At 56.4% G+C, this 24,202-nt stretch carries 28 protein-coding genes and 1 other RNA gene; 21 read left to right on the top strand and 8 right to left on the bottom strand.

What is annotated here, in order from left to right; translation table 11 throughout:
- The first annotated feature begins 195 nt into the window (after positions 1 to 195).
- On the top strand, positions 196 to 759 hold the full coding sequence (locus DHN12_RS02125; protein ID WP_306418387.1) for a hypothetical protein: 564 nt from the start codon (positions 196 to 198) through the stop codon (positions 757 to 759).
- 33 nt (positions 760 to 792) lie between these two features.
- On the opposite strand, the gene DHN12_RS02120 is transcribed toward DHN12_RS02125, so the two are convergent.
- From DHN12_RS02120 to DHN12_RS02090, 7 genes are all read right to left on the bottom strand, one after another.
- The gene (locus DHN12_RS02120) at positions 793 to 1,254 is read right to left on the bottom strand and encodes an SspB family protein (protein WP_058271556.1); all 462 of its coding nucleotides are present in this window, start codon (positions 1,252 to 1,254) and stop codon (positions 793 to 795) included.
- Positions 1,255 to 1,330: 76 nt separating this feature from the next.
- Positions 1,331 to 2,584: a chromate efflux transporter gene (chrA, locus tag DHN12_RS02115; protein WP_108858679.1), complete on the bottom strand. Its 1,254-nt coding sequence runs from the start codon at positions 2,582 to 2,584 to the stop codon at positions 1,331 to 1,333.
- A complete protein-coding gene (locus DHN12_RS02110) occupies positions 2,581 to 3,396 on the bottom strand; it encodes a chromate resistance protein ChrB domain-containing protein (protein ID WP_108858678.1) in 816 nt (271 codons plus the stop codon). Before DHN12_RS02110 ends, chrA begins: the two co-directional genes overlap by 4 nt.
- A gap of 126 nt (positions 3,397 to 3,522) precedes the next feature.
- Positions 3,523 to 3,954: an ester cyclase gene (locus tag DHN12_RS02105; protein ID WP_108858677.1), complete on the bottom strand. Its 432-nt coding sequence runs from the start codon at positions 3,952 to 3,954 to the stop codon at positions 3,523 to 3,525.
- 99 nt (positions 3,955 to 4,053) lie between these two features.
- Positions 4,054 to 4,399, bottom strand: a transfer-messenger RNA (tmRNA) gene (ssrA, locus tag DHN12_RS02100).
- Positions 4,400 to 4,435: 36 nt separating this feature from the next.
- Entirely contained in the window at positions 4,436 to 4,798 is a 363-nt protein-coding gene (locus tag DHN12_RS02095) for a DUF4345 family protein (RefSeq protein WP_058277883.1), read from the bottom strand.
- 10 nt (positions 4,799 to 4,808) lie between these two features.
- Positions 4,809 to 5,540: a FadR/GntR family transcriptional regulator gene (locus tag DHN12_RS02090; protein WP_108858676.1), complete on the bottom strand. Its 732-nt coding sequence runs from the start codon at positions 5,538 to 5,540 to the stop codon at positions 4,809 to 4,811.
- 86 nt (positions 5,541 to 5,626) lie between these two features.
- Here DHN12_RS02090 and DHN12_RS02085 point away from each other — a divergent pair, with 86 nt between their 5' ends.
- The 18 genes from DHN12_RS02085 (at position 5,627) to DHN12_RS02005 (ending at position 21,746) form a co-directional block, all read left to right on the top strand.
- The gene (locus DHN12_RS02085) at positions 5,627 to 6,418 is read left to right on the top strand and encodes a DUF2182 domain-containing protein (protein WP_234416529.1); all 792 of its coding nucleotides are present in this window, start codon (positions 5,627 to 5,629) and stop codon (positions 6,416 to 6,418) included.
- 4 nt (positions 6,419 to 6,422) lie between these two features.
- Complete coding sequence (locus DHN12_RS02080; RefSeq protein WP_058271563.1) at positions 6,423 to 7,127, top strand: DUF1326 domain-containing protein; 705 nt, start codon at positions 6,423 to 6,425, stop codon at positions 7,125 to 7,127.
- The gene (locus tag DHN12_RS02075; protein WP_108858675.1) at positions 7,127 to 7,633 is read left to right on the top strand and encodes a DinB family protein; all 507 of its coding nucleotides are present in this window, start codon (positions 7,127 to 7,129) and stop codon (positions 7,631 to 7,633) included. The genes DHN12_RS02080 and DHN12_RS02075 overlap by 1 nt, the downstream gene beginning before the upstream one ends.
- Entirely contained in the window at positions 7,634 to 8,737 is a 1,104-nt protein-coding gene (locus DHN12_RS02070; RefSeq protein ID WP_108858674.1) for a dimethylsulfoniopropionate demethylase, read from the top strand.
- Positions 8,738 to 8,795: 58 nt separating this feature from the next.
- On the top strand, positions 8,796 to 9,791 hold the full coding sequence (acuI, locus tag DHN12_RS02065; protein WP_108858673.1) for an acryloyl-CoA reductase: 996 nt from the start codon (positions 8,796 to 8,798) through the stop codon (positions 9,789 to 9,791).
- Positions 9,792 to 9,977: 186 nt separating this feature from the next.
- Positions 9,978 to 10,541 carry a ribosome recycling factor gene (frr, locus tag DHN12_RS02060; protein WP_058271567.1) on the top strand — a complete coding sequence of 188 codons (564 nt, stop codon included), beginning with the start codon at positions 9,978 to 9,980 and terminating at the stop codon, positions 10,539 to 10,541.
- Positions 10,542 to 10,550: 9 nt separating this feature from the next.
- Positions 10,551 to 11,282, top strand: coding sequence for a polyprenyl diphosphate synthase (gene uppS / locus DHN12_RS02055; RefSeq protein ID WP_108858672.1), 732 nt, complete (start codon positions 10,551 to 10,553; stop codon positions 11,280 to 11,282).
- Positions 11,279 to 12,061, top strand: coding sequence for a phosphatidate cytidylyltransferase (locus DHN12_RS02050; protein ID WP_108858671.1), 783 nt, complete (start codon positions 11,279 to 11,281; stop codon positions 12,059 to 12,061). Before uppS ends, DHN12_RS02050 begins: the two co-directional genes overlap by 4 nt.
- A complete protein-coding gene (gene dxr, locus DHN12_RS02045; RefSeq protein ID WP_108858670.1) occupies positions 12,061 to 13,233 on the top strand; it encodes a 1-deoxy-D-xylulose-5-phosphate reductoisomerase in 1,173 nt (390 codons plus the stop codon). The genes DHN12_RS02050 and dxr overlap by 1 nt, the downstream gene beginning before the upstream one ends.
- Positions 13,234 to 13,237: 4 nt before the next feature.
- Positions 13,238 to 14,590, top strand: coding sequence for an RIP metalloprotease RseP (gene rseP, locus DHN12_RS02040; protein ID WP_108859078.1), 1,353 nt, complete (start codon positions 13,238 to 13,240; stop codon positions 14,588 to 14,590).
- A gap of 90 nt (positions 14,591 to 14,680) precedes the next feature.
- The gene (locus DHN12_RS25050) at positions 14,681 to 14,809 is read left to right on the top strand and encodes a hypothetical protein (RefSeq protein WP_255415447.1); all 129 of its coding nucleotides are present in this window, start codon (positions 14,681 to 14,683) and stop codon (positions 14,807 to 14,809) included.
- A gap of 124 nt (positions 14,810 to 14,933) precedes the next feature.
- Entirely contained in the window at positions 14,934 to 17,294 is a 2,361-nt protein-coding gene (gene bamA, locus DHN12_RS02035) for an outer membrane protein assembly factor BamA (protein WP_108858669.1), read from the top strand.
- 7 nt (positions 17,295 to 17,301) lie between these two features.
- Entirely contained in the window at positions 17,302 to 17,886 is a 585-nt protein-coding gene (locus DHN12_RS02030) for an OmpH family outer membrane protein (RefSeq protein ID WP_108858668.1), read from the top strand.
- A 72-nt stretch (positions 17,887 to 17,958) separates the two neighbouring features.
- Complete coding sequence (gene fabZ, locus DHN12_RS02025; RefSeq protein WP_108858667.1) at positions 17,959 to 18,432, top strand: 3-hydroxyacyl-ACP dehydratase FabZ; 474 nt, start codon at positions 17,959 to 17,961, stop codon at positions 18,430 to 18,432.
- Entirely contained in the window at positions 18,429 to 19,214 is a 786-nt protein-coding gene (gene lpxA, locus DHN12_RS02020) for an acyl-ACP--UDP-N-acetylglucosamine O-acyltransferase (RefSeq protein ID WP_108858666.1), read from the top strand. The genes fabZ and lpxA overlap by 4 nt, the downstream gene beginning before the upstream one ends.
- A gap of 3 nt (positions 19,215 to 19,217) precedes the next feature.
- Complete coding sequence (locus tag DHN12_RS02015) at positions 19,218 to 20,012, top strand: LpxI family protein (RefSeq protein WP_108858665.1); 795 nt, start codon at positions 19,218 to 19,220, stop codon at positions 20,010 to 20,012.
- Complete coding sequence (gene lpxB / locus DHN12_RS02010) at positions 20,012 to 21,178, top strand: lipid-A-disaccharide synthase (protein ID WP_108858664.1); 1,167 nt, start codon at positions 20,012 to 20,014, stop codon at positions 21,176 to 21,178. Before DHN12_RS02015 ends, lpxB begins: the two co-directional genes overlap by 1 nt.
- Complete coding sequence (locus tag DHN12_RS02005) at positions 21,171 to 21,746, top strand: hypothetical protein (protein WP_108858663.1); 576 nt, start codon at positions 21,171 to 21,173, stop codon at positions 21,744 to 21,746. The genes lpxB and DHN12_RS02005 overlap by 8 nt, the downstream gene beginning before the upstream one ends.
- Positions 21,747 to 21,756: 10 nt before the next feature.
- On the opposite strand, the gene mnmA is transcribed toward DHN12_RS02005, so the two are convergent.
- Positions 21,757 to 22,902: a tRNA 2-thiouridine(34) synthase MnmA gene (gene mnmA, locus DHN12_RS02000; RefSeq protein WP_108858662.1), complete on the bottom strand. Its 1,146-nt coding sequence runs from the start codon at positions 22,900 to 22,902 to the stop codon at positions 21,757 to 21,759.
- 129 nt (positions 22,903 to 23,031) lie between these two features.
- On the opposite strand from mnmA, the gene DHN12_RS01995 reads away from it, so the two are divergent.
- Positions 23,032 to 23,325 carry a DUF1153 domain-containing protein gene (locus DHN12_RS01995; protein ID WP_108858661.1) on the top strand — a complete coding sequence of 98 codons (294 nt, stop codon included), beginning with the start codon at positions 23,032 to 23,034 and terminating at the stop codon, positions 23,323 to 23,325.
- An 82-nt stretch (positions 23,326 to 23,407) separates the two neighbouring features.
- Positions 23,408 to 24,124, top strand: a complete 717-nt coding sequence (gene ctrA / locus DHN12_RS01990; RefSeq protein WP_108858660.1) for a response regulator transcription factor CtrA — start codon at positions 23,408 to 23,410, stop codon at positions 24,122 to 24,124.
- Positions 24,125 to 24,202 lie beyond the last annotated feature (78 nt).

The raw sequence follows: 24,202 nt of genomic DNA, 5'->3' as shown, positions 1-24,202 counted from the left end.
CTAGTATGCAGTCGTATGCCGTTTACCCGTGACGGCGTCATCGCGCAATCGGCCAGTTGCGCGCACCATAAGCGTAAGCAGACCAAAGGTATAGGCGTTGGGGTGGGGCATTTTTCTTTGATACACAGGTACTAGGACCATTGTGTGCGCCTGTGACTGGGGTAGAATAGCAAGATCAAAACGCTGGAGGGTCAGGTGCTGCAATTTAACCGGGTTAATCCGCTGCGGCTTATCGCATTCGCGGTGGGTGCCGTATTCTGGCTTGTCTTTGCTAATCTTCAGGCCCAGGCCGGGGACATCACGCCCTTTATCGGGGATTACGTCGGTTCAGCCAACTTAGTTGACGATGATGGTACCGAAACCCCACGCGATATGAGCGTTTCGATCCATGAAACAAAAGAAGGGTTCAACGTCAGTTGGAAGACCACGACCTATAAGCCGGATGGCCGGGTCAAAGATCAATCCTTCTCGATCGATTTCAAGCAATCTGACAGGTCAGACGTGTATTCAGCGGCGATGAAGCGCAATGTGTTTGGTCACGAGGTGCCCCTGGACCCGATGCAGGGTGAACCGTTCGTCTGGGGCCGGATCGAGGGCGAGACTCTGACGGTGTTTTCGTTGTTCATTGATGAAAACGGTGGCTATGAATTGCAGCAGTTCGATCGCACGCTGGCCGACGGTGGGCTGAACCTGTCCTTTTCGCGGTTCCGTAACGGGATTAAATCCCGCTCGGTCGATACGTTCCTCAAAAAAAAATAAACCCCGCGAGAGGCGGGGTTTGTAAGTCTGAGCCTACTTTCTGAAGCTGTCCAGTGAAACGACATCCGCGTCTTGCTGGACCGGAGTTTCCTCAACCTCAATCGATTCTTCGACGATATGGGTCGCAACCTCTTCTTCGTCTTCCGGACTTTCGAAACGCAGTCCGAATTCAACCGACGGATCCACGAAGGTTTTGATCGCATCATACGGAATATAAAGCGGTTCTGGTGCGTCACCGAAATTCAGCGTGATCGCGAAACCGTTGTCGCCGACATCAAGGTTTTCGAACCAGTGCTGCATGACGACCGTCATTTCTTCGGGGTAACGTTCGCGCAGCCAATCGGCCAGTTCAACACCGTCCTGCCGTGTGTCGAACGTGATGAAGAAATGATGCGCCCCAGGCAGACCGTTTTCAGAAACGTTGGTCAGAACCTTCTGAATGAGGCCGCGCATGGCGGTATGCATCAGGGTTCCATAGTCAATGTCCTGCGACATGTTTCATCCTCAAAAGTGGTTATCTCAAGCATAGGGGATTCGTTCGGAAACGAAAGACCGGGAGTTGGTGGATTGTTCAAAGAAAATGAAATACAACTCCGGCCATGGCCATCAGAGCCAAGGTCATTCCCATGCCGAATTTTAGCTTGAATATCAACACCCCGGCCATGAACGTTAAAAGCAGTGCCTTTATGTTCAGTGTTGCAAGTTCGGGCCATGGGATGGTTAGGGGTCCCCATGCCAATTCCGGGATTGTTCCGAAAAGAACGTTAAGAGCAAACCACACGGAAAGGTTGAGAATCACACCGACAACCGCCGCTGTAATCCCGTGCAGGGCTGCGGATAGCCGTGGACGGGCGGCCAGTTGGTCCAGATAAGGTGCGGCAAGGAAGATCCACAGGAAACACGGAACAAACGTGGCCCAAAGGGCCACCGCACCAGCGGCAAGTGCTAAAGGGATCCCGCCTGAGATCTGCCCTGTCAGCATGGCCACAAACTGTGTGACCAGGATCAGAGGACCGGGTGTCGTCTCCGCCAGCCCCAGCGCATCAATCATCTGATCCGTGCTGATCCACTGATATTTGTCCACGACGGTTTGGGTCATATACGCCAGAACCGCATAGGCGCCGCCGAACGTAACAACAGCCAGGCGGGCGAAGAACCACCCGAGATCGCTCAGCAATTTCTGACCAGTAACGCTCAGCAACACCAATGGGCCAAGCCATAGGGTCAGCCAGATGGCACAGGTGCGCAGCGGGAGCGTCGCACTTGGGGCAGGGGGCGTTTGGGCGGTGTTGGCCTCACCCTTGAAGCTCAGATACCCCCAAAGCGCTGCAGCCAGAATGATCAAGGGAAAAGGCAGGTTAAAGGCAAAGATTGCGACAAAGCCCAATCCGGCGATTGCCCGGTGCTCCACATCGGTCAGGGCTTTGCGCGACAGGTTTCTAAGCGCCTGAAGGACAATGATGATTACCGTGGCCTTCACACCAAGGAAAGCGGCCTGAACCAGAGGCAGGTCCCCAAAAGCTGCGTAAAGCCCGACCAAAACGGCGATGATCAGCGCGCCGGGGATGACGAACAGGCCGCCGGCGATCAACCCTCCGGTCACGCCGCGCAACCGCCAGCCGGCATATGTGGCAAGTTGCATGGCCTCGGGTCCGGGCAATAGCATGCAAAGAGACAGCGCCCGCAGATACGATTGTTCGTTAAGCCACGGGCGTTTTTCCACCAATTCCTGATGCATCAGTGAGATTTGCGCCGCAGGCCCCCCAAAGGACAAAAGCCCGATGCGTCCAAAGATACGAACCAGCTCCGATAGGGTCGGGGTCATGATTTGCGATCCATTGGCCAGTCGTGTTGCTCTTCAAACCCGTCGCGCGCCCAGCGATACAGCGCATCATACAGGTGCATTCCTGCCGCGAGGTTTTCGTGATCGTCGCGGTATTGCCGGGACAACCCGACAGAGACCGCAAGCAACCCGGCAGCTTCCGGCGCAAGGTCATGGCGATTGGTGTCTGCAGCCCGAACGATCGTTGCAAGCCGATCCAGCGCGGGCGTGTGCAGTGCGAATTCGTCCAGCATAGTGTCAAAGGTGCATTTGTCTTGCCGGTGGCTCCAATGAGCGCCTTCGATGTCAAAAGGGGTCGCGTCAAATATTGCAGCGGTGGCGTCGACTTCCGACGGGGCAACAAACAGGAACTTGGCATTTGGGTCCACAAACCGCCGGATCAGCCAGGGGCAGGCGATGCGATCGATCTTTGGTCGGTGTCGGGTTACCCAAAGGGATCCTTTGGGCTGCAGCATCGAAAACGCTTTCGTAGGCACACGCGGAGCGTCTGGCATGTCTCGCCACGCAAACATGCCACCCTCCAGATACTCGGCCTGCACACCTTCGCCCTGCAACCAAGAAACGACGGCCTGGCTGAGTTTCTTGCCTTTCTGGCAAATCACGACTGCAGGTCGGTCACCTATCAGGTTGACCAGCCCCTCGATATCCTTCGCAGGATGGCGCACAGAGCCAGGGATAAGATAGGGGTCAGCCTCAAAATCCGGATCCATACAAATGTCGATCAGTATGGGGGATTGCGGCGTGCCTATCAGTCTTAACAATTGCTTTGGGGTGATCGAGTTTGGTGCGGGCACAGCATGTCTCCTGGTTTTGTCGGATACATGCGAAACTTGGGCTGACGCCTCACGGGGTGTTCGCAATCTTACCCCATAGCACTTGCTACCGCGTTAGCGCCGAGGGGGTCAAGATTGCTTAGGCGATCAAGCCCAACCCAGCCTTTGACCGGTCATACACACGGGCAATGTGTCCTGCGGAAACTGGCCGAGTTGTTCGAAGAGTGAGATGAAATCGAACTGGTTATACGCCCCAACCATCCGGCCGTTTTTGATCCGTCCCATGACGCTGCCAGTGGCCTGAAGCGGAGCACCATTGTCGGCGCGTGTCGTACGCAAGTGAATGATGGCGGATACCCTATCGCCGTTTTCGATGATTTTGGGAATGTCGACCTGAATGTCACCAAGGATATGACGGAAGGCCATGACCAGATCCCGGAAATCATCCGCACCGACCTGCATGTCCGGAATAAGCCCTTCGGCCATGGCTTCGGGGGCAAAATACTGGTCAATCGCGTCTGTATTGCCTTTTTCCCAAACCTCGGAATACCACTCTCTGAGTAGATCTGCGTGCGACATCCCAGCTCTCCTTATTCTGCTGGGGTCAGCATGAGACCAAATAGTGAAAAAACTCTGAACATGAACATGCTCAGCGAAAAATTCAGACTTTAAGTGGAAAGTGCAGGTTTCTGTTGCCAGGTACCTGCGAACCCCGCCTTACGCGGCTAGGCGCAAGGGCTTAAGTTTCGGTCTTGCTACTGCTTACGCAGCAACTGCAACCGGAGCACGATTGTCATTTGCAATTGTACTTTTCGGGCCGATACGGTGGCACCCCGCCGAGACAAAGCTAACCCCTTTAGACGTTCGTCGATCCTATTTCGGCCCCATAATCCCCAAATGAAGGATGTTGGTGGAGCCGCCGGGTACCGCCCCCGGGTCCGATCCGCTTATTACGAGCGCGTTTATGTCCATAGTCCCGAAGGACATACCCTATATAGGTGAGCCAGCGGCCGGATGCAAACCGGGAATCTTGCCGGGCGTTGGAAATAATTACAGTGGGTTAGGCGGCCCTATTGATGTTGGCCAGTATCAGCCAAAGTGCAAGGACCAGTTCGATTCCACCAAAAGTAGCCGCCTTGACCAACGGTGGGTTGTCCAGAAAGACCGAAACGAACCGGCCCAATGCCGCGCCCGCATAGACAACCCCCAGCATGGCGTAGGCCATCGGGTTGTTGAGGAACAAAACAGCCACGCCAGTGACAACGAATAGCCCGCCGACCGAAGCGCGCATCTCGCTCAGCCCCATGTTGCTGTTGGTGGTGCTCAGATCCAGCGCGCCCAAGGTAAAGCTGGGCGCCAGAAACCCGAATAGGCCGAACCCAATGGTCATGAGAGCTGCAATCACGTTCAAAGCGGTGGTCATTTCATTTTCCTTACGCCGGATTACGTCGCTGCTGCGCCACGTCTTGCGCCAATCGTCTTGTGTAGCTCTCAAGCTCAACTAGCGTAGCGTCCACTTTGGTCGAGTCTCGGTCTTCCAGCGCGTCAGCGATCTGGTTGTGCAGAGCAATGATTGCCTCGCGGGATCGCGCCGTGAAGGTGATCATATTCATCAAAGGCTGCATGGCTTCAACCGCTCCGGCCAATTGATAGGACAAAACGGGATTGCCGGCACCATCAACAAGGGCGCGGTGAAGCGCAACGTCTGAGGCGCAGAAGGCCTCATCTGTGAGGCCCGGTTGTGACTGCCGGTGTATCTCGGCACGCATTGTTGCCAACTGATCGGCTGTCCGTCGCTGAGCGGACAACGGGGCGCAGGCGCGCTCTAGAGCAAAGCGCGCTTCGCAGGCGGTGTCGAAACTGACCGCATTCATTGATAGCAACAGGGTCGAGGTCGTGATCTGTTGGGAATACGCGCCCTCAAAACTCAACCGGTTCACAAATGCACCACCGCTTGCACCGCGTTGCGTGCGGATCAGGGATTGCGCCGCAAGACGCTTCAAAGCCTCGCGCACGGTTGGGCGAGATACCTGGAATTGCTCGGACAATTCCGCCTCGGAGGGCAAACGTTCATCCACGATCAATTCGCCCGAGATGATTGCGTCACGAATGGCCTGAGCGATCTGCGCAGACAGATCAGCAGGTTTTTTTGGGTCGATTTTCATATTCCGGGGACCGTCGGTGAATTTTTATTTGTCTGACATTTAAAAGTCTGACATTTGAAAAGCAAGGACTGAGTCGGGAGGAGCGCGTGAGTCGCACAGTTCTACGCACCGTATTTTGGCTAGGGTTTTATGCCCTGATCCTGTCCGCGTGGTGGGTCATGTTCACCATGAGCCGCGACATGGATCTGGATTGGATCGGTCGCCCCGGCCCAATGGGTCAGGCCATGGCGGCCATGGACCCGCGCATGGACATGTATATGCCCATGGCCGAGTTTGGCCCGCTGTTCTGGATGTGGGCTATCATGATGGCGGCGATGATGCTGCCGACGCTCGTGCCGACTTTACGCAGCTATGACGATCTGATCCACAGCGCCAATGGCTCGCGCGCTGGTTGGTTGGGTGTTCTGTCCGGGTATCTGGTCGTCTGGGTTGGCTTTGCAGCTTTGATCACCGGTGTTCAGTTGGCGCTATTGTTTGGTGGAGTCGTAGACATGCTGGGCATTGGCAAATCCGGGTATTTCACAGGAGGCCTAATGATCGCCGTCGGCGCATTTCAGTTCACCCGCGCGAAAGAGGTCTGTCACGGAGTCTGCCACGCCCCTATGACCTATTTCCTGGGGCACTGGAAAACCGGGTTCACTGGCGGATTGCGCATTGGGCTGGGACTGGGCGCATTCTGTGTGGGCTGCTGCTGGGGCTTCATGGCGCTTGGTTTTGTTGGCGGTGTCATGAGCCTGTTGTGGATGGGTCTCGCGACACTGTTCATGGTTTTTGAGAAACTACCCCAGATCGGGCACGCAGTGACCCGACCGATGGGATTTGCATTGATTGCGGGCGGTCTTGTTCTGCTCGTCTATCCAATAATCTACGGAGGATAAGCCTATGGCTAAGAACAGAAAACCCGAGGCCGACAAGCTGCCGATCAGTCAGCGCATTGACAGCCGTATGCCCAATCCCAAGCGGCGCGAGATGAGCCCGACAGATTGGGCAATCAAAGGCGAATTGATCCTGAACTGCTCGTGCGATGTGTTTTGCCCCTGCGTGGTTTCATTGGGCGCGCACCCTCCGACCGAGGGGCATTGCCACGCGTGGATGGGTATTATCGTTGATGAGGGCCACTATGAAGGCGAAGACCTGTCCGGTCTGAACGTCGGGTTGCTGGTCGATATTCCGGGCCGAATGGGCGAAGGGCAGTGGAAAGTGGCCGCTTATGTCGATGAGCGTGCCAGCGGCAAGGCCTACAACGGGCTGTTGCAAATCTTCAGCGGTCAGGCAGGGGGGACCACCGGTTTGTTTACCATGCTGGTCAGCGAGATTATCGGGGCCGAGCGCGCGCCGGTTCAGATTGAGCGCGACGGCACCAAGCGCCGAATCGCGATCGGCCGCAAGATTCAGGGTGAAATTGAGATGCTGGGCGGCAAGGACCCCGAGCATCCGGTCATGGTGTCAAACTCGAAATATTGGATGGGTCCGGACATCATCGTGGCCCGCGGCACCAAGTCCAAGGTACGCGACTACGGCCGTGTCTGGGACTTTGGCGGTAAATCTGCCGAAATTTGCCCAATTGACTGGCATGGGCCAAAGTGATGATCACCGCCGCCTATGCGCAAGAAATGGCCCGATATAATCACTGGCAAAACAGCCAGTTGAAGGGGTTTCTTGCCGCACTTTCGAATGAGGAACTGACCCGCGAGCGCGGAGCGTTTTTTGGTTCGATCCTAGGCACGGCAAATCATTTGCTTTGGGGGGACTGGATATGGATGTCGCGGTTTGACAAGGGGCAAGGTCCCGGCGGCGGTATCCCGGAAAGCCCGTCACTGTGTATCGATCTGGCAGAATGGTTGCCCCTGCGCGATCAGATTGACCAGCGGACAACCCAATGGGCCGCGTCCTTGAAGGACGAGGACCTGCGCGGCCCGTTCACATGGTTCTCGGCCGCCAAAGAAGCCGATGTCACGAAACCGTATGCGCAATGCGTCATTCATTTCTTCAACCACCAAACACATCACCGGGGCCAGCTGCATCAAATGCTGACCGAAACAGGTTCTGCTGCACCGGTGAGCGATCTGGTTTTTCTGCCTGAGGAGGCTTAAGTGGCTCAGATCTCACTCTCGCGTCGCCTGCGCCGAACACCTTTTTCTGATGGTGTCGAAGCTGCTGGGGTTAAAGGATATACGGTTTATAACCGTATGTTATTGCCTACTGTTTTTGAATCCGTCGAAGCGGACTACAGGCATCTGAAAACCCATGTGCAGGTGTGGGATGTATCCTGCGAACGGCAGGTCGAACTGCGTGGGCCGGATGCCGCGCGGCTGATGCAAATGCTGACGCCACGGGACCTGCGGAGGATGTTGCCCGGTCAGTGCTTTTACGTTCCCATTGTCGATGAAACAGGCGGAATGCTGAATGATCCTGTGGCGGTGAAGCTTTCGGAAGATCGGTGGTGGATTTCGATTGCCGACAGTGACTTGCTGCTTTGGGTCAAGGGCATTGCCAACGGATACCGTCTGGATGTGCTGGTCGACGAACCCGATGTGTCTCCGCTGGCGATACAGGGGCCGAAGGCGGATGACCTACTGGCCCGTGTTTTTGGCGACCGGGTGCGTGACATTCGTTTCTTTAAATTCGACAAGTTCGAGTTCGAGGGACGTGAACTCGCAATCGCACGGTCTGGTTATTCCAAACAAGGTGGTTTCGAAATCTATGTCGAGGGTTCGGACATCGGTATGCCGTTGTGGAACGCCCTTTTCGCGGCGGGCGAAGACCTGCACGTCCGTGCGGGCTGTCCCAATCTCATCGAACGGATTGAGGGTGGGTTACTGTCATACGGCAACGATATGACCGACGACAACACGCCGCATGAATGCGGTTTGGGCAAGTTCTGTAACACCCATACGGCAATCGGTTGCATTGGCCGAGACGCTCTGCTGCGCGTGGCCAAGGAGGGCCCGGTGCAACAAATCCGTCCGATTGCAATCGACGGCGACGCTGTACCACCATGCGACCGCCCTTGGCCAGTAGTGGCTGCAGGCAAGCGGATTGGCCAGATTACGTCGGCCGCTTGGTCCCCGGATTTCGACACCAATGTGTCAATCGGTATGGTCAAGCTGAGCCATTGGGAACCCGGCACACGGATCGAAGTTGAAACACCGGACGGAATGCGTGGCGCAACCGTGCGAGACAAGTTCTGGATATGAACGGAAATTATCAGTTCAGCAAAGGCTGGTGACTGGTTAAAAAGAAAGGAAAGTTGAAATGTTCAATGCGTTGGTAATGGATAAGGACGAAGACAGCGGACTGGCAAGCGCTTCGGTCAAACAGCTTTCCGTTGGGGATCTGCCCCATGGCGAAGTGACAATCGCTGTTGAGTATTCAACTGTAAACTACAAGGACGGCCTTTGCATGTCGCCGAAGGGCGGCGGGCTGGTGCGCAGCTATCCGCACGTACCCGGCGTCGATTACAGCGGCACGGTCGAGGCGTCCTCGGACGATCGCTATAATCCCGGCGACAAGGTCGTTCTGACTGGCTGGCGTGTGGGTGAAGCGCATTGGGGCGGGTATTCCCAGAAAGCCAACGCTCTGGCCGACTGGTTGGTTCCATTGCCCGAAGGTCTGGACACACGTCAGGCCATGGCTGTGGGCACGGCCGGATTCACAGCGATGTTGGCGGTTATGGCGCTTGAGGATCAAGGCATGCAGCCGGGACATGGTCCTGTACTGGTGACCGGGGCCGCTGGCGGTGTTGGTTCGGTTGCGACCGCCATTCTGGCCAATTTGGGCTATGAGGTAGCTGCCGTGACAGGTCGACCAGAGGCGGGTGATTATCTGAAATCACTCGGCGCCACCACGATAGTCCCACGCGAGGATTTAAATGAAACCGTGAAACGCCCGTTGGAAAGCGAATCCTGGGCCGGGTGCATTGACGCGGTGGGGGGCGAGATGTTGGCCCGAGTGCTGGGTCAGATGAAATACGGTGCCTCAGTCGCAGCCGTTGGTCTGGCCGGAGGGGCAGGGCTGCCCGCAAGCGTCATTCCGTTCCTGTTGCGCGGTGTCAACCTGCTTGGCATCGATAGTGTGATGCAGCCCTATGACAACCGGGTGCGCGCATGGCAACGCGTCGCAACCGACCTGCCGATGGACAAGCTCGAGGCAATGGTTCATCCCGCGACCCTGGGCGATCTGCCTCAATTGGGTGCGGATATCCTAAAAGGGCAGGTCAAAGGCCGTGTTGTTGTCGATGTAAACGCCTGATTCCTATGCACATGATCGAACCGGCTGACATCAATGTTGGCCGGTTCAGTTGCCATTGAAAGAACCCGAAAATGCCAGAAACACCTCTGGTCATTGGCTCAATTCCAGATCATCATTGCTATACATCCCAATTGCGATGGACTATGAGCCATGCAAAACAGCACCTGAAGACGGGGAGTGAGCAGCATGTCTGACGATTTTGAACTGGACACCGACGATCTGAAGCGCCGTATGGATGGCGCCATGGGCAACCTTAGAACTGAATTCGCTTCGCTGCGAACGGGCCGTGCGTCGGCGTCAATGCTGGAACCAGTTATGGTTGATGCCTATGGGTCGATGACCCCGATCAACCAGGTCGGCACCGTGAACGTCCCCGAACCGCGTATGGTGACGGTGAATGTTTGGGACAAAGGCCTGGTGGGCAAGGTTGAAAAAGCGATCCGCGAAAGTGGTCTGGGTATCAACCCCCAGCTGAACGGCACCATCATCATGCTGCCGATCCCCGAATTGAACGAAGAACGCCGCCGCGAGCTGGGCAAGGTTGCCGGGCAATATGCCGAGCACGCCCGTGTTTCGATCCGTAACGTCCGTCGCGATGGCATGGATCAGATCAAGAAAGCCAAGGCTGACGGTATGTCAGAAGACGATCAGAAGTTCTGGGAAAGTGAAGTCCAGGACCTGACCGACCAGATGATCAAGAACGTAGACGCCGCGCTTGAAACCAAGCAGGCCGAGATCATGCAGGTCTGAGCCCGCATCATGCCTGACACAACTCAACCCTCACCCGCTATCGGGCCACGCCACGTAGCCATCATCATGGATGGGAACGGGCGTTGGGCACAGGCGCGCAACCGGCCCAGGCTGTTTGGGCATCAGGCCGGTGCCCGGCGGGTACGAGAAGTGGTTGAGGCCTGTCCGGAATTGGGCATCAAGTATCTGACGGTCTTTGCCTTCTCGACCGAGAACTGGAAACGAACTCAGGTGGAAGTCGCCGGTTTGATGAGCCTGTTCCGACGGTACATCATCAAGGAAGCGCGCAACCTAACCAAAGCCGGTGTGCGCGTACGCTTTATCGGCGATCGGGTTCGTCTGGATTCCAAGCTGACGGAACTGATGGACACTTTGGAGGTTGCAACCCAGCACAACGATCTGGTGCACTTGACCATTGCGTTGAATTACGGCGGTCGGGATGAGGTTGCCCGGGCGACCAAACGGCTGGCGCGTGACGTGGCCGAAGGCCATCTGCTCCCTGAGGACGTGGATGAAGAAACTCTGCCCAAGTATCTGGATACGCACGTTCTTCCCGATCCGGATCTGGTGATCCGAACCAGTGGCGAAGCCCGAATATCCAACTTTCTTTTGTGGCAATCCGCCTATTCGGAATACGAATTCATTGACACGCTCTGGCCCGACTTCACCTCGGCTGAACTTGAAAGGCTATGCCGAAACTTTGGAAGCCGTGACCGGCGGTTCGGAGCGGTTCCGGCATGAGCGAGGGCCGATGGTCTGACTTAACCGCCCGTGTTCTGTCTGCCGCGGTGCTTGTGTGCATCGGTTCGGTCGAAGTGTGGCTGGGCGGGCTCTGGTTCGAAGCCTTTATCGCAATCGCCTGCGGATTAATGACCTGGGAACTGGTGCGGATGATCGATCCCGACCGCAATGGTGTCGCGATCCAGTTGGGCATTCTCACCGGTGTTGCGGTCGTGCTCAGCTATCATCTTCCGCCGCTTTATACGCTGCCATTCCTACTTGCACCGGCCTTGGTCGGGGCAGGGCAAATCAGTCGCTCCAAGGGGATCTATGCGCTTTTCGCTCTCTGGATCGCTGCGTCGGGTCTGGGCTTCATCTCAATCCGCGAAAACATGGGGTTCGGCTGGATGGTCTGGCTGATCTCGGTGGTCGTGGCAACGGATGTTGCGGGATACTTTGTTGGCAAAACCTTTGGCGGCCCTAAGTTCTGGCCAAAGGTCAGCCCAAAGAAAACATGGTCGGGCACCGCAGGCGGGTGGGCAGCAGCAGCTGTAGTTGGCACGATCTTTGCCGTGCATGCCGGTTTTGGCGTCATGTTTGTGGTGGTTTCGGTGCTTGCGTCGATGGCCAGTCAGGCCGGGGATATTGTCGAAAGCGCAACCAAGCGCAAATTTGCGGTCAAGGACAGCTCGAACCTGATACCAGGTCATGGCGGGTTTCTGGATCGCTTTGACGGCATGATGGGTGCGGCCCTGTTCGTTTTGATAGCCGGGATTCTCTATTCCCCCGGAGCGATGTGATGCGCAAAATCTCAATCTTCGGCGCGACCGGATCAATTGGGCAAAACACGATTGATCTGATTGATCGCGACCCCGCCGCGTATGACGTCGTCGCTCTGACGGGCGGGGCGAATATCGAAAAACTGGCAGATGATGCCCGGCGTTTGAGCGCCGATGTGGCAATTACGGCCTATGAAGACCGTCTGGATGATCTGCGCACGGCCCTTGCAGGTTCGGGTGTCGAAGTGGCCGCCGGTCAAAATGCGCTGACCGAAGCTGCGGCCCGGCCTGCCGATTGGGTTATGTCGGCCATTGTGGGCGCCGCCGGTCTGGAACCGGGCCTTGAAGTGCTCAGGCAGGGCGGCACGCTGGCGTTGGCCAATAAGGAAACGCTTGTCTGCGCCGGTGCGTTGGTTCTTGAGACGGCCAAAGCGAACAATGCGCGGCTTTTGCCGGTCGACAGCGAACACTCAGCCGTATTTCAGGCGCTTGTCGGCGAGGATATCGCCGCGGTCGAGCGAATCATCATCACAGCAAGTGGCGGCGCGTTCCGCGATTGGCCGTTAAGCAAACTGGCACATGCGACAGTCGAGCAAGCCTCGAGCCACCCGAACTGGGATATGGGGCAGCGGATCACGATCGACAGCGCGTCGATGTTCAACAAGGCACTGGAGCTGATTGAAACCAAAGAATTCTTCGGTGTATCCCCGGATCAGATCGAAGTGTTGGTGCACCCGGAATCCATTGTTCACGCCCTGGTCGGGTTCCAGGACGGCGCTGTCATGGCCCATATGGGCGCCCCGGATATGCGCCATGCCATCGGGTACGCTCTCCACTGGCCCGACCGGAAGGGTTTGCCGGTCGAACGGTTGGATCTTGGAAAACTTGGGCAGCTTAGGTTCAGTGAACCTGATGAGGCGCGGTATCCCGCGCTGCGCTTGGCACGCGTCGTGATGGAACGCGGTGGCCTGTCAGGTGCTGTGTTCAACGCCGCCAAAGAACGGGCGTTGGATCGATTCATTTCGCGTGAAATCGGTTTCCTTCAGATGGCCGACATAGTCGAGACCGTTCTGGAAAGGTTCGAGGCCGCAGGCGACCTTATTGATGCCCCTTTAACCCTTGATAACGTGCTGCAAACGGACCATTTGGCACGTATGTGGGTCGATGACATCGTCATCCAACGAGCAGGATAAAATTTTGGACGTACTTTCTCTGATCCCTCAGTTCGGCAATTTGCTGTATACGATTATTGCCTTTGTCATCGCGCTTTCGGTGATCGTCGCGGTGCACGAGTACGGCCATTACATCGTTGGACGCTGGTCCGGTATTCATGCCGAGGTGTTCTCGATCGGGTTTGGCCCGGTTCTTTGGAGCCGCATCGACAAGCGCGGCACGCGGTGGCAGATCGCCGCGCTGCCTTTTGGTGGGTATGTCAAATTCCTGGGCGACGCGAACGCGGCGTCGGGCAAAGACGAAACCGCGATGGAGGAAATTACCGAACAAAGTCCAGAGGATCTGCGCCGCACTATGCACGGGGCGCCTCTTTGGGCCCGGTCGGCCACGGTTGCCGCAGGTCCGGTTTTCAATTTCATCATGTCGATCCTGGTGTTTGGTATGATTTTCCTGACCCAGGGCGTGACTAAAGACCCACTGACCGTTGGGACCTTGCATCCTTTGCCCGGCACTGTTCAGCAATTGCAGGACGGTGACGAAATCGTCGCGATTGGCGGCGTCGCGGTGCCCGATTTCGACGAGGAGGGCGCATGGACCGACTTTGTTGACGCGCTGCCGGTGGAACCGGTTCTGGATTATACGGTCTTCCGCGATGATCAGACCATGGATGTGACCGGTCCCTGGTTGTTTCCGCCTCTGATCCAGCAAGTTAGCCCCCGCAGTGCGGCCATGGATATCGACCTTCAGCGTGGTGATGTCATCACGTCGGTCAATGGGGACCCAATCTTTGCTTTCGATCAGCTGAAAGAGCATGTCGAAGGGTCCGACGGGAAAGTTCTGCTGTTGAATGTCTGGCGCGACGGGGCCGATCTTGAATTCGCCCTTGCCCCGCGCCGCACCGACGAACCACAGGCAGAAGGCGGCTTTGTCACGCATTGGCGCATTGGTATCGTTGGCGGCATGATGCTGGAACCTGCGACTGAGTCTGCCGGTGTTCTCGAATCCATATCGGGCGGTGCACGTCAAACCCTGCGTGTCATAGACGGCTCACTGTCAGGTATCTGGCACATGATTACCGGTGCCATCAGCACCTGCAACATGTCCGGCCCGATTGGGATTGCCGAAACCTCGGGTGCCATGGCCAGCCAAGGTGCGCAAAGCTTCATCTTCTTTATCGCCGTGCTGTCTACCGCTGTTGGCCTGCTGAACCTGTTTCCAATACCGGCCTTGGACGGCGGCCATCTGGTGTTTTATGCCTATGAAGCTGTAACAGGCAAACCTCCTAGCGATGGCGTGCTGAAGGTTCTGATGGGGGTAGGGATTTCGTTGATTCTGGGTTTGATGGTCTTTTCTGTGTCCAACGATCTGTTCTGCTGATTGTGGTGATATGCGCCAATAAAAGCCGCATTTTCGCCCCAATCCGCAGATAGTCTCACCTCGTCTCAATTTTATGTGGCAGATGTTAAAATGTCCAAGGCACTTCGAAAATCGTATCAAAGCTTTAGCTTCCTGTTCATGTTGAACTGGGACTTTTTGCTGTTTTTCGGTGCGACTGCACTCGCCATCGGCGGCTGGACCTTCTTGGCCAGCATGTGATTCTTACCAAAAATTGAACACGATTAGCAGCGGCCCACTGGGTCGCTTTGTGTTTTCGTCTTTTGACAAGGAAACCTAATCTCGCTACTCAACAATAAAGTCCTAAAATTCGGGTAGAAAAAAAATGACTGATAGGCGAGGCGCAGGCACATCCTGCGGGGGGCAGAAGCCAGCAAACAATATTTTGTGGCAGACGCTACGTATTTTTTCTTTTGTTTTTGTAGCAAGCTTTACCTTCCTGCCGGAGGTTGCGCGCGCGCAAAGCTACACTATCAATTCGTTCGATGTTGAGGGTAACAGGCGGATCGAAAGTTCGACAATCATTGCCCGGACTGGAATCCAACCCGGCCAGACAGTGACCGCCGGACAGTTAAACGATGCGTTTCAGCGTTTGCTTGACAGTGGTGTTTTTGAGACAGTTGATCTGACGCCGCGTGGAAGCACACTGGTGATTGAGGTCGAAGAATATCCGACGATCAACCAAATCAGCATCGAAGGCAACCGCCGCTTAAAGGACGACGTACTGCTTGAGGCGATCAATTCTCAGCCCCGCCGGGTTTTCACTCCACAGCTTGCTGAAGCCGACGCGGATCAGATCGCCGAAATCTATTCCGCGCAGGGCCGCGTTTCCGCGACCGTCATCCCACGCATCATTCGCCGCAGCGACAACCGCGTCGACCTTGTCTTTGAAATTGCAGAGGGCACCACGATCGAGGTCGAGCGTGTCAGCTTTGTCGGCAACCGGGCATACTCGGATCGCCGCTTGCGCCGAATTCTTGAGACTAAGCAGGCCAACATTCTGCGCACGTTCCTGCGCGGCGACACGTTTATAGCTGACCGGATCGAATTTGATAAACAAGTCATCCGCGACTTCTATCTGTCGCGCGGATACGTCGATTTCCGTGTGAACAGCGCAAACGTTGAATTCACCCGCGAACGTGACGCGTTCTTCCTGGTGATGAACATCACCGAGGGGCAAAAGTTCTCGTTCGGCAAGATTTCGACCGTCAGTGAAATTCCTGGGGTGGATCCTGCCGCTTATCAAGCAGCGTTGAAAATCCGTCCGGGCGTGACCTATTCCCCGTCTCTGATCGAAAGCTCGATCGCCCGCCAGGAACGGTTGGGTTTGAAACAGGGTGTTGATTTCCTGCGGGTCGAACCGCGGGTCACGCGTAACGCACGTGATCTGACGCTGGACGTTCAGTTTGTTCTGACCAGAGGGCCGCGGATCTTTGTTGAACGTATCGACATCGAAGGCAACACAACGACACTGGACCGCGTGATCCGCCGCCAGTTCGATACGGTCGAAGGTGATCCGTTCAACCCGCGCGAAATCCGCCAGAGCGCCGAGCGTATCCGTGCCCTTGGGTTCTTTGCCGTGGCAGATGTTGAGCCGCGCGAAGGGTCCACGCCCAGCCAGGTGATTGTGGATGTGGATGTCGAAGAGCAGCCCACCGGCTCCTTGAGTCTTGGTGGTAGCTACTCGATTTCCGATGGTTTCGGGATTGCAATTGGCCTGAACGAATCCAACTTCCTGGGTCGCGGTCAAAACCTTGGGTTGACTCTGTCGACGGCGCAGGATTCCGAGCAATACATCATTAACTTCACCGAACCATATTTGCTGGGTCGCCGGTTGCAGTTCGATCTTGGTCTTGGCCTGGCATCGACGAATTCGAGCTTTGCAAGCTACGATACCAAGCGCGTCTTCTTCGAGCCGCAGCTGAGCTACGCAATCAGCGAATTGTCTTCGCTCCGTCTCCGCTATGGTTGGAACCGCAGCGAGATGACGCAGCAAGATGATGAAGTGAACGGTGCTGTTATCGCTTCGGAAATCGAGCAGGGTAAGCGGACATCCAGCACATTGGGCGTATCTTACCTCTATGATAGCCGACGCGGTGGTCTGAACCCCAATGCGGGCGTTTTGTTTGAGGTGGGCGTTGATGCGGCCGGTCTTGGCGGCGACAACGAGTTCTACAAAACCACAGCGCGCGGCATCGCGCAGACACGTGTCCTGAACGAGGAAGTTGTTCTGCGGGCATCGATGGAAGTAGGTGCACTGCATTGGCAGGGCGACGACTTCAGCCGTGTAATCGACCGCTTCTTGATTGGTCCGAACACGTTCCGTGGCTTTGAACCTGCGGGTCTGGGTCCGCGTGACCTGTCGAACGGTCAGGACGATGCGATCGGTGGTAACTATTACTGGGTTGCCCGCTTTGAATCTGACTTCCCGCTTGGCTTGCCCGAAGAACTGGGTCTGCGCGGCGGTGTGTTCTACGATGTTGGTAACGTCTACAACATCAACAACGTGAACACTGCTGGTGCCGACATTGTGGGCGCGGACGGATCTATCCGCCACGTGATCGGTGTGTCCGTTCTGTGGGAAACGCCTTTTGGCCCCCTGCGGTTCAACTTCTCGAAAGCTTTGAAGAAAGAAGACTTCGACAAGGAACAGAACTTTGACCTGACCGTTCAGGCGCGGTTCTGATCGCCAGATGCGGAACTTGATAAAATTAATTGCACAGGGCCCATTTTGGGCCCTGTGCGTTTTTCTGGCGCTGGCCTGCGTGTCGACCGCTCAGGCGCAGCAATTGGGCGTTCCTCAGGCGAATGTTCTGACCCTGTCCAGTGACCGGTTGTTTTCCGAGTCGCAATTCGGTCGGCGCGTCATGCGCGAGATCGAAAGTGAAGGCGCATTGCTGGCCGACGAGAATGAACGAATTGTCGCTGAACTGAGCAAGGAAGAAAAAGACCTGACCGAAAAGCGCGCAGAACTGCCAACCGAAGAGTTTCGCCCGCTGGCCGAGGCGTTCGACAACAAGGTTCAGACACATCGCGAAAGTCAGCGCGCCAAACTGGACGCCCTTGCGCGCCGAAGCGAAGAAGCGCGGCAGACCTTTCTGGTTCTTGTGCAGCCGATCCTGATCGAGTTGTTGCGCGAATCCGGGGCGTCTGTGGTTATCGAACGTTCCAATGTCTTTCTCAGCTCGGACCGAACCGATGTGACGGACACGGCAATTGCGCGGATCAATGAACAGATTGGCGATGGCAGCCAACTTGAAGACGAAAGCAAAGAATAGGTTTGCTTGCCCTTAAGGCGCGGTGTTGCTAACCACGCGTCAAAGAGAAATCCAGAACGGGACGACTGCACTATGACAACGGAAACCAAAAGCGCTGACATTCAGCTGATCCAGCGGATATTGCCTCACCGCTATCCGTTTCTGTTGGTCGACAAGGTCGTCGATATCTCGGGCTTTCAATCGGCTGTTGGCATCAAAAACGTCACCATGAACGAACCGCATTTCCAAGGGCATTTTCCGGGAACCCCGATCATGCCGGGCGTGACCATTGTCGAGGCGATGGCACAAACCGCAGGGGTCATGCTGGGGGTGGGCATGGATGTAATCGACAGCGAACTGCTGATCTATTTCATGAACATCGACAAATGCAAATTCCGTCGCAAGGTGATCCCGGGCGACGTGCTTGAGATGCATGTCGAAACGGTTCGCGGTAAAAAGGGTGGCAAGGTCTTCAAGTTCAGTGGCCGTGCCACGGTCGAAGGAGAGGTCGCGGCCGAGGCCGAGTTTTCGGCCTATGTCGACTGGGATATGGAAAAGACCACATGAGCGGCATCCATCCTAGCGCAATCATCGAAGACGGCGCGCAGATTGGTGAAGGCTGCGTCGTAGGTCCGTTTTGCTATGTGGGTCCTCAGGTCAAGCTTGCGGATCGGGTCGAGCTGAAATCGCATGTTGTGGTGACCGGTGATACTTCGGTTGGTGAAGAAACCGTGATCTTCAACTTTTCGGTCATCGGAGAGATCCCGCAGGATCTGAAGTTCGGCGGTGAGAATACGCGCCTTGAGATCGGCAAACGCAATCGGATTCGCGAACATGTCACGGTGAACACCGGGACCGATGGCGGCGGTGGCGTAACGCGGATTGGGGATGATTGTCTGCTGATGGCGGGCGTGCATGTGGCCCACGATGTCCAGATCGGCAATCGTGTGATCATGGTAAATCACTCGGGAGCTGCGGGGCACTGCATCATCGAGGATGACGTGATTGTCGGTGGTATCTCTGGATTGCACCAATGGGTCCGAGTTGGGCGCGGCGCGATCATTGGCGCGTTGACCATGGTTCCGAATGACGTGATCCCATATGGCCTGGTTCAGGCGCCGCGTGGCGAACTTGATGGTCTAAATCTCGTCGGCCTCAAACGGCGAGGTGTCTCACGTGAGGATATTGCCGCTTTGCGGGCGGCCTTCCGCGAATTGTCGACTGGCGATGGCACTTTCATGGAGCGCGCGCACCGTGTCGGCGCGGATAACGAAAGTGAATACGTTCAGCGGATCGTCGATTTTGTCACCGGACATTCGGATCGATCTTTCCTTACACCGGGGAAATAAACAATGCTGGCGCTGATTGCTGGAACAGGCGTTTTGCCGGGTGAAATTGTCGCGCAGTTGCCCGACCGCCCGGTGGTCTGTGCGATGGAGAGCTTCCGCCCGGATACTCTGACCCCGGACGTAGAGTTTCCATTGGAACAGGTTGGAACCTTTATCGCCGACATCAAGGCGCGGGGTGTGACCCAAATCTGTATGGCAGGTGCGGTGGGGCGCCCGCCCATTGATCCCGCAAGGATCGACGCGGCAACAATGCCTTTGGTCCCAATCCTGCAACAAGCCATCATGTCTGGCGATGATGCGGCGCTGCGCGCCGTTATCGGCATTTTTGAGGATGCAGGTCTGGAGGTTAAGGCTGCCCATGAAATCGCACCCAACCTTCTTCCGAAACTTGGGTGTCTGACGCAGGCGCAACCGTCCGAGGCTGATCTGGCTGATGCCGACCGCGCCGCGGGCATCGTACGGGCGATGGGTGCTGCGGATGTGGGGCAGGCCTGCGTGGTTTCAAAACGGCAGGCGCTGGCCATCGAGGGTATTTTTGGCACTGCATGGATGTTGCAGTCTCTGACTCAGCGCCCCGATGCGGGCGGCGGCGTATTGTTCAAAGCCCCGAAACCGGATCAGGACGTTCGTGCAGATCTGCCTGCGATCGGGCCTGATACTGTGTCTGGCGCAGTTGCGGCGGGGCTGTCGGGAATTGTGATCGAAAAGGGCGGCGTCCTTGTGCTTGAGAAAGACCGCGTGATTGCGGAATGTGATCGGCTGGGCCTGTTTTTGTATGTCCGCGAGCGGACGAACTGATGCGGGTTTTCGTCGTCGCCGGTGAACCTTCGGGGGACCGGCTTGGCGGGGCTTTGATGGAAGGCCTGCGCGCGCTGGTACCCGGAGTTGAATTTCAGGGCGTTGGCGGCCCGCTGATGAAGGCACAAGGGTTGGACAGCCTTTTTCCCATGTCCGAATTGTCGGTTATGGGACTGGTCGAGGTTCTCCCCAAGTTTTTTCACCTCAAACGTCGGATTTCTGAGACAGCGCAGGCTGTTCTGAATAGCAATCCAGATGTTCTGATCACCATCGACAGTCCCGATTTCTCATTGCGGGTTGCCAAGCTGGTCAAAGCGCAAAGTACTATTCGCACAGTTCATTATGTTGCCCCCAGTGTCTGGGCATGGCGTCCCGGGCGTGCGGACAAGATGGCCAAGGTTATCGACCATGTGCTGGCCCTGTTGCCATTCGAGCCGCCCTATATGCAGCGCGCGGGGATGGAATGTAACTTTGTCGGGCACCCTGTTGTCAGCGAACCAGTGGCGACCGAACAAGACATTCAGGCCTTTCGCGAGGCGTACGGCCTAAGCCAAGCGCCCATCGTTCTGGCCTTGCCCGGTTCGCGGCGGGGCGAGGTGGATCGACTGGCCCCGGTCTTTGGTCAGGCGTTAAGCCTTTTTCTGAAACAGCGCCCTGACACGCGCGTTGTCGTGCCAGCAGTGACCCATATGGTTGATGCGATCACCGAACATGTTCAGGATTGGCCAGGGTCGCCCGTCGTGGTTGACCCTCGAGATTTGCCCTCGGACCAGGCTCAGGCGCAGAAAAGGGCGGCTTTTGCTGCGGCTGACCTTGCGCTGGCAGCGTCTGGTACAGTTTCGTTGGAACTGGCGGCACAGGCCACTCCAATGGTGATAGCCTACAATCTGAACTGGCTGACGACACTGATCGCAAAGCGCATGGTGAATTTGGACACAGCGACGCTTGTCAATCTGGTGTCTGAAACGCGCGCGGTTCCTGAATGCCTGCTGGATGATTGCGAGCCGGATAGGATAGCCTCGGCACTCTCAGACGTGGCCACCAGTCCGGATGCGCAGCGCAGCGCGATGGACGTGACCATGGACCGTCTGGGGCGGGGTGGTGAAGCGCCGGGTCTGCGCGCCGCCCGAGCGGTTTTGAACAGGCTGCCCAATCGCCATGATTGAACACATCCTGTTCGTATTTTCCGCTGCGATCGTGACCACATCAACTAACCTGGACAATCTGGTCATCCTGTTTGGCCTAATCATGGTGATGGAAACGCGCCGTGCCGTCTTTGGCTTTGCGGCGGCGCAAATGATAATTCTGAGCCTGTCGCTTGTGATTGCCAGCGGCTTGGATCACAGCCGGTTTCTGAATTGGGTCGGTTATCTTGGGGTTATCCCGTTGTCTCTGGGCCTTTATGGCATCTGGCAACAACGGAAAGGCTCGGGCGGGCGTCAACTGCCCGACACTGGGGCTATCACCTCAGTCGTCGCGCTGTTTTTGACGCTATCGATTGACACGCTTGCGGCTATGACTCCGCTGTTCGCGGATTCGACGTCAGCGTTTCGGTTGACGGCCATGATCGGGGCCGGGTGCGCACTGGCAACGCTGATCGGGATTGCAAGTTGGGGCGCACCACGCGCTCAGGTTTTAGGTCCGCGTTTTGCCAGGTTGGACAGGATCGCACCTTACATCATGGTAGCAGTCGGACTGTATATTCTGATGAACAGCCCGACCGACGTCTTGTGATCCGGACGCCTCAGTAACCGCGCCAGATCCAGCCGCCGCCGTATATGCGGCTGCTTTCATTGGAATAGAACACGCAGGCCTGACCGGGCGAAATGCCTTCCTCGGGTGTCAGCAATTCGACTTCGGCAGTCGTTTCAGACAGAGGTCGGATAATCGCCTCACGCGGCGGGCGGGTCGACCGCACCTTGACCGACAGATGCCATTCGTCGCGCGACGTAAAAGGCTCATCCCCTAGCCAGTTGATCTCGCGCACCGGAACGGTCCGGGTCGCCAGCAGCTCTTTCGGGCCAACCACAACCTGCTTTTTGTCTACGTCCAGCTTCACCACATACAAAGGCTCGCTCAGCCCCCCGATACCCAGACCACGGCGCTGACCGATGGTGTAGTGGATGACGCCGTTATGCTGTGCCAGCACCCGCCCGTCTGTATGAACGGTCTCACCCGGTTCCGCCGCACCGGGGCGCAACTTTTCGATCACGCTGGCATAGTTGCCATCGGGCACAAAGCAGATGTCCTGACTGTCGGGCTTGTCCGCCACCGACAGCCCGTATTGCGCGGCCATCTCTCGGGTCGCGTCCTTCGAGGGCAGGTGGCCCAGAGGAAAACGCAGAAAGTCCAACTGCTCGGGCGTGGTGGAAAACAGGAAATAAGATTGATCCCGGTTCGCATCCTCGGCGCTGTGCAGCTCTGGCCCGTTCGCGCCCATCTTGCGCTGGATATAGTGACCGGTGGCCATGCAGTCGGCTTCAAGGTCCTTGGCTGTTTCCAGAAGGTCCTTGAACTTCACGCGCTCGTTGCACCGGATACACGGGACAGGAGTCGCGCCGGCCAGATAGCTGTCGGCGAATTCGTCGATCACGGCATCTTTGAAGATGTTCTCGTAATCCAGAACGTAATGCGGAAAGCCGCGTTCCTCGGCCACACGCCGCGCGTCATGGATATCGATCCCCGCGCAGCACGCGCCTTTCTTGGCCAATGCCGCGCCGTGGTCATACAACTGCAGCGTCACGCCAACCACGTCATAGCCCTGATCGGCCAGATAAGCGGCAACAACTGAGCTGTCGACGCCGCCGGACATGGCAACAACCACCCGCGTCTCTGACGGGGGTTTGGCAAAGCCAAGCGAGTTCAGCGGTGTCTCGGTATCGAGGGCCATGACGATTCCTGTGCGCGTTAAGAAAGACCGGCAGAATATAGGAAAATTCTACACACTCTCAAGGGGCGGTTTCACGCGACATTAAGTAGGCTGTTGTCAGCTTTGTCGCAGCTGAAAAAGGGTCAAGAGATGTATTTGCACAAAGTCGAAGGGCCAAGGTCCGTAACCCTGCCAGATGGAACGGTTTTATCGCGAAACGATCTGCCACCTGCAGAGACGACCAGATGGGTCGCTTCGCGCAAGGTCATTGTGGTGCGCGGCGTTCTATACGGGCTGATTTCGTTGTCGGACGCCAAAAAACGCTATGGGCTAAGCGATGAAGAGTTCAATTCTTGGGTTTCTGCGGTCGCTGAACACGGCGCGGATGCTCTGAAAGTGACGGCATTAAAAAAATATCGACAACCTAAAGATGAAAGTGAATAAATGATTCAACGGTAACGTCAGGTTAACCATTTTTGAGCAGTCTCAATTTGAATTGTTAAATTGACCCAAATTGGAGCAGTAAATGCGTATACTTCTTGTCGAGGATGATCCAACCACGTCGAAAAGCATTGAGCTGATGCTGACGCACGCCAACCTCAACGTCTATGCGACGGATCTGGGCGAGGAAGGCATCGATCTTGCCAAACTGTACGACTATGACTTGATCCTTCTGGACCTGAACCTGCCGGACATGAACGGTCACGAAGTATTGCGGCAGCTGCGCATTGCGCGGGTTGAAACACCCATCCTGATCCTATCGGGCGCTAATGACACCGAAAGCAAAATCAAGGGCTTTGGTTTTGGCGCAGACGATTACATGACCAAACCCTTCCACCGAGAGGAGCTGGTTGCCCGCATCCACGCAATCATTCGTCGGTCCAAGGGGCATTCCCAATCCATCATTCATACAGGTCGGGTCGCGGTGAATCTGGATGCCAAAACCGTTGAGGTTGAAGGCAAGGCTGTTCATCTGACTGGCAAGGAATACCAGATGCTCGAACTGCTCAGCCTGCGGAAGGGCACAACGCTGACCAAAGAGATGTTCCTGAACCATCTTTATGGCGGTATGGACGAGCCCGAGTTGAAAATTATCGACGTTTTCATCTGCAAACTGCGCAAAAAGCTCAGCAATGCGACCGGCGGCGAAAACTATATCGAAACCGTCTGGGGCAGGGGCTACGTGTTGCGCGATCCCCAAAGCAACAGCTTGGACGAACGTCGGATCGCTGTTGGAGCCTGACTTAAAATGAAATCTAGTCGCTGTAGGTTCAGGGCGACCCCCTCACTCATGGAACAGCACATCTGGACCTAGCCATGG

The sequence above is a fragment of the Ruegeria sp. Alg231-54 genome (genome assembly GCF_900143525.1).
GTDB lineage: Bacteria > Pseudomonadota > Alphaproteobacteria > Rhodobacterales > Rhodobacteraceae > Ruegeria.
The sequence above is the reverse complement of the archived record's forward strand: the minus strand, read 5'-3'. Positions and strand labels throughout refer to the sequence as shown.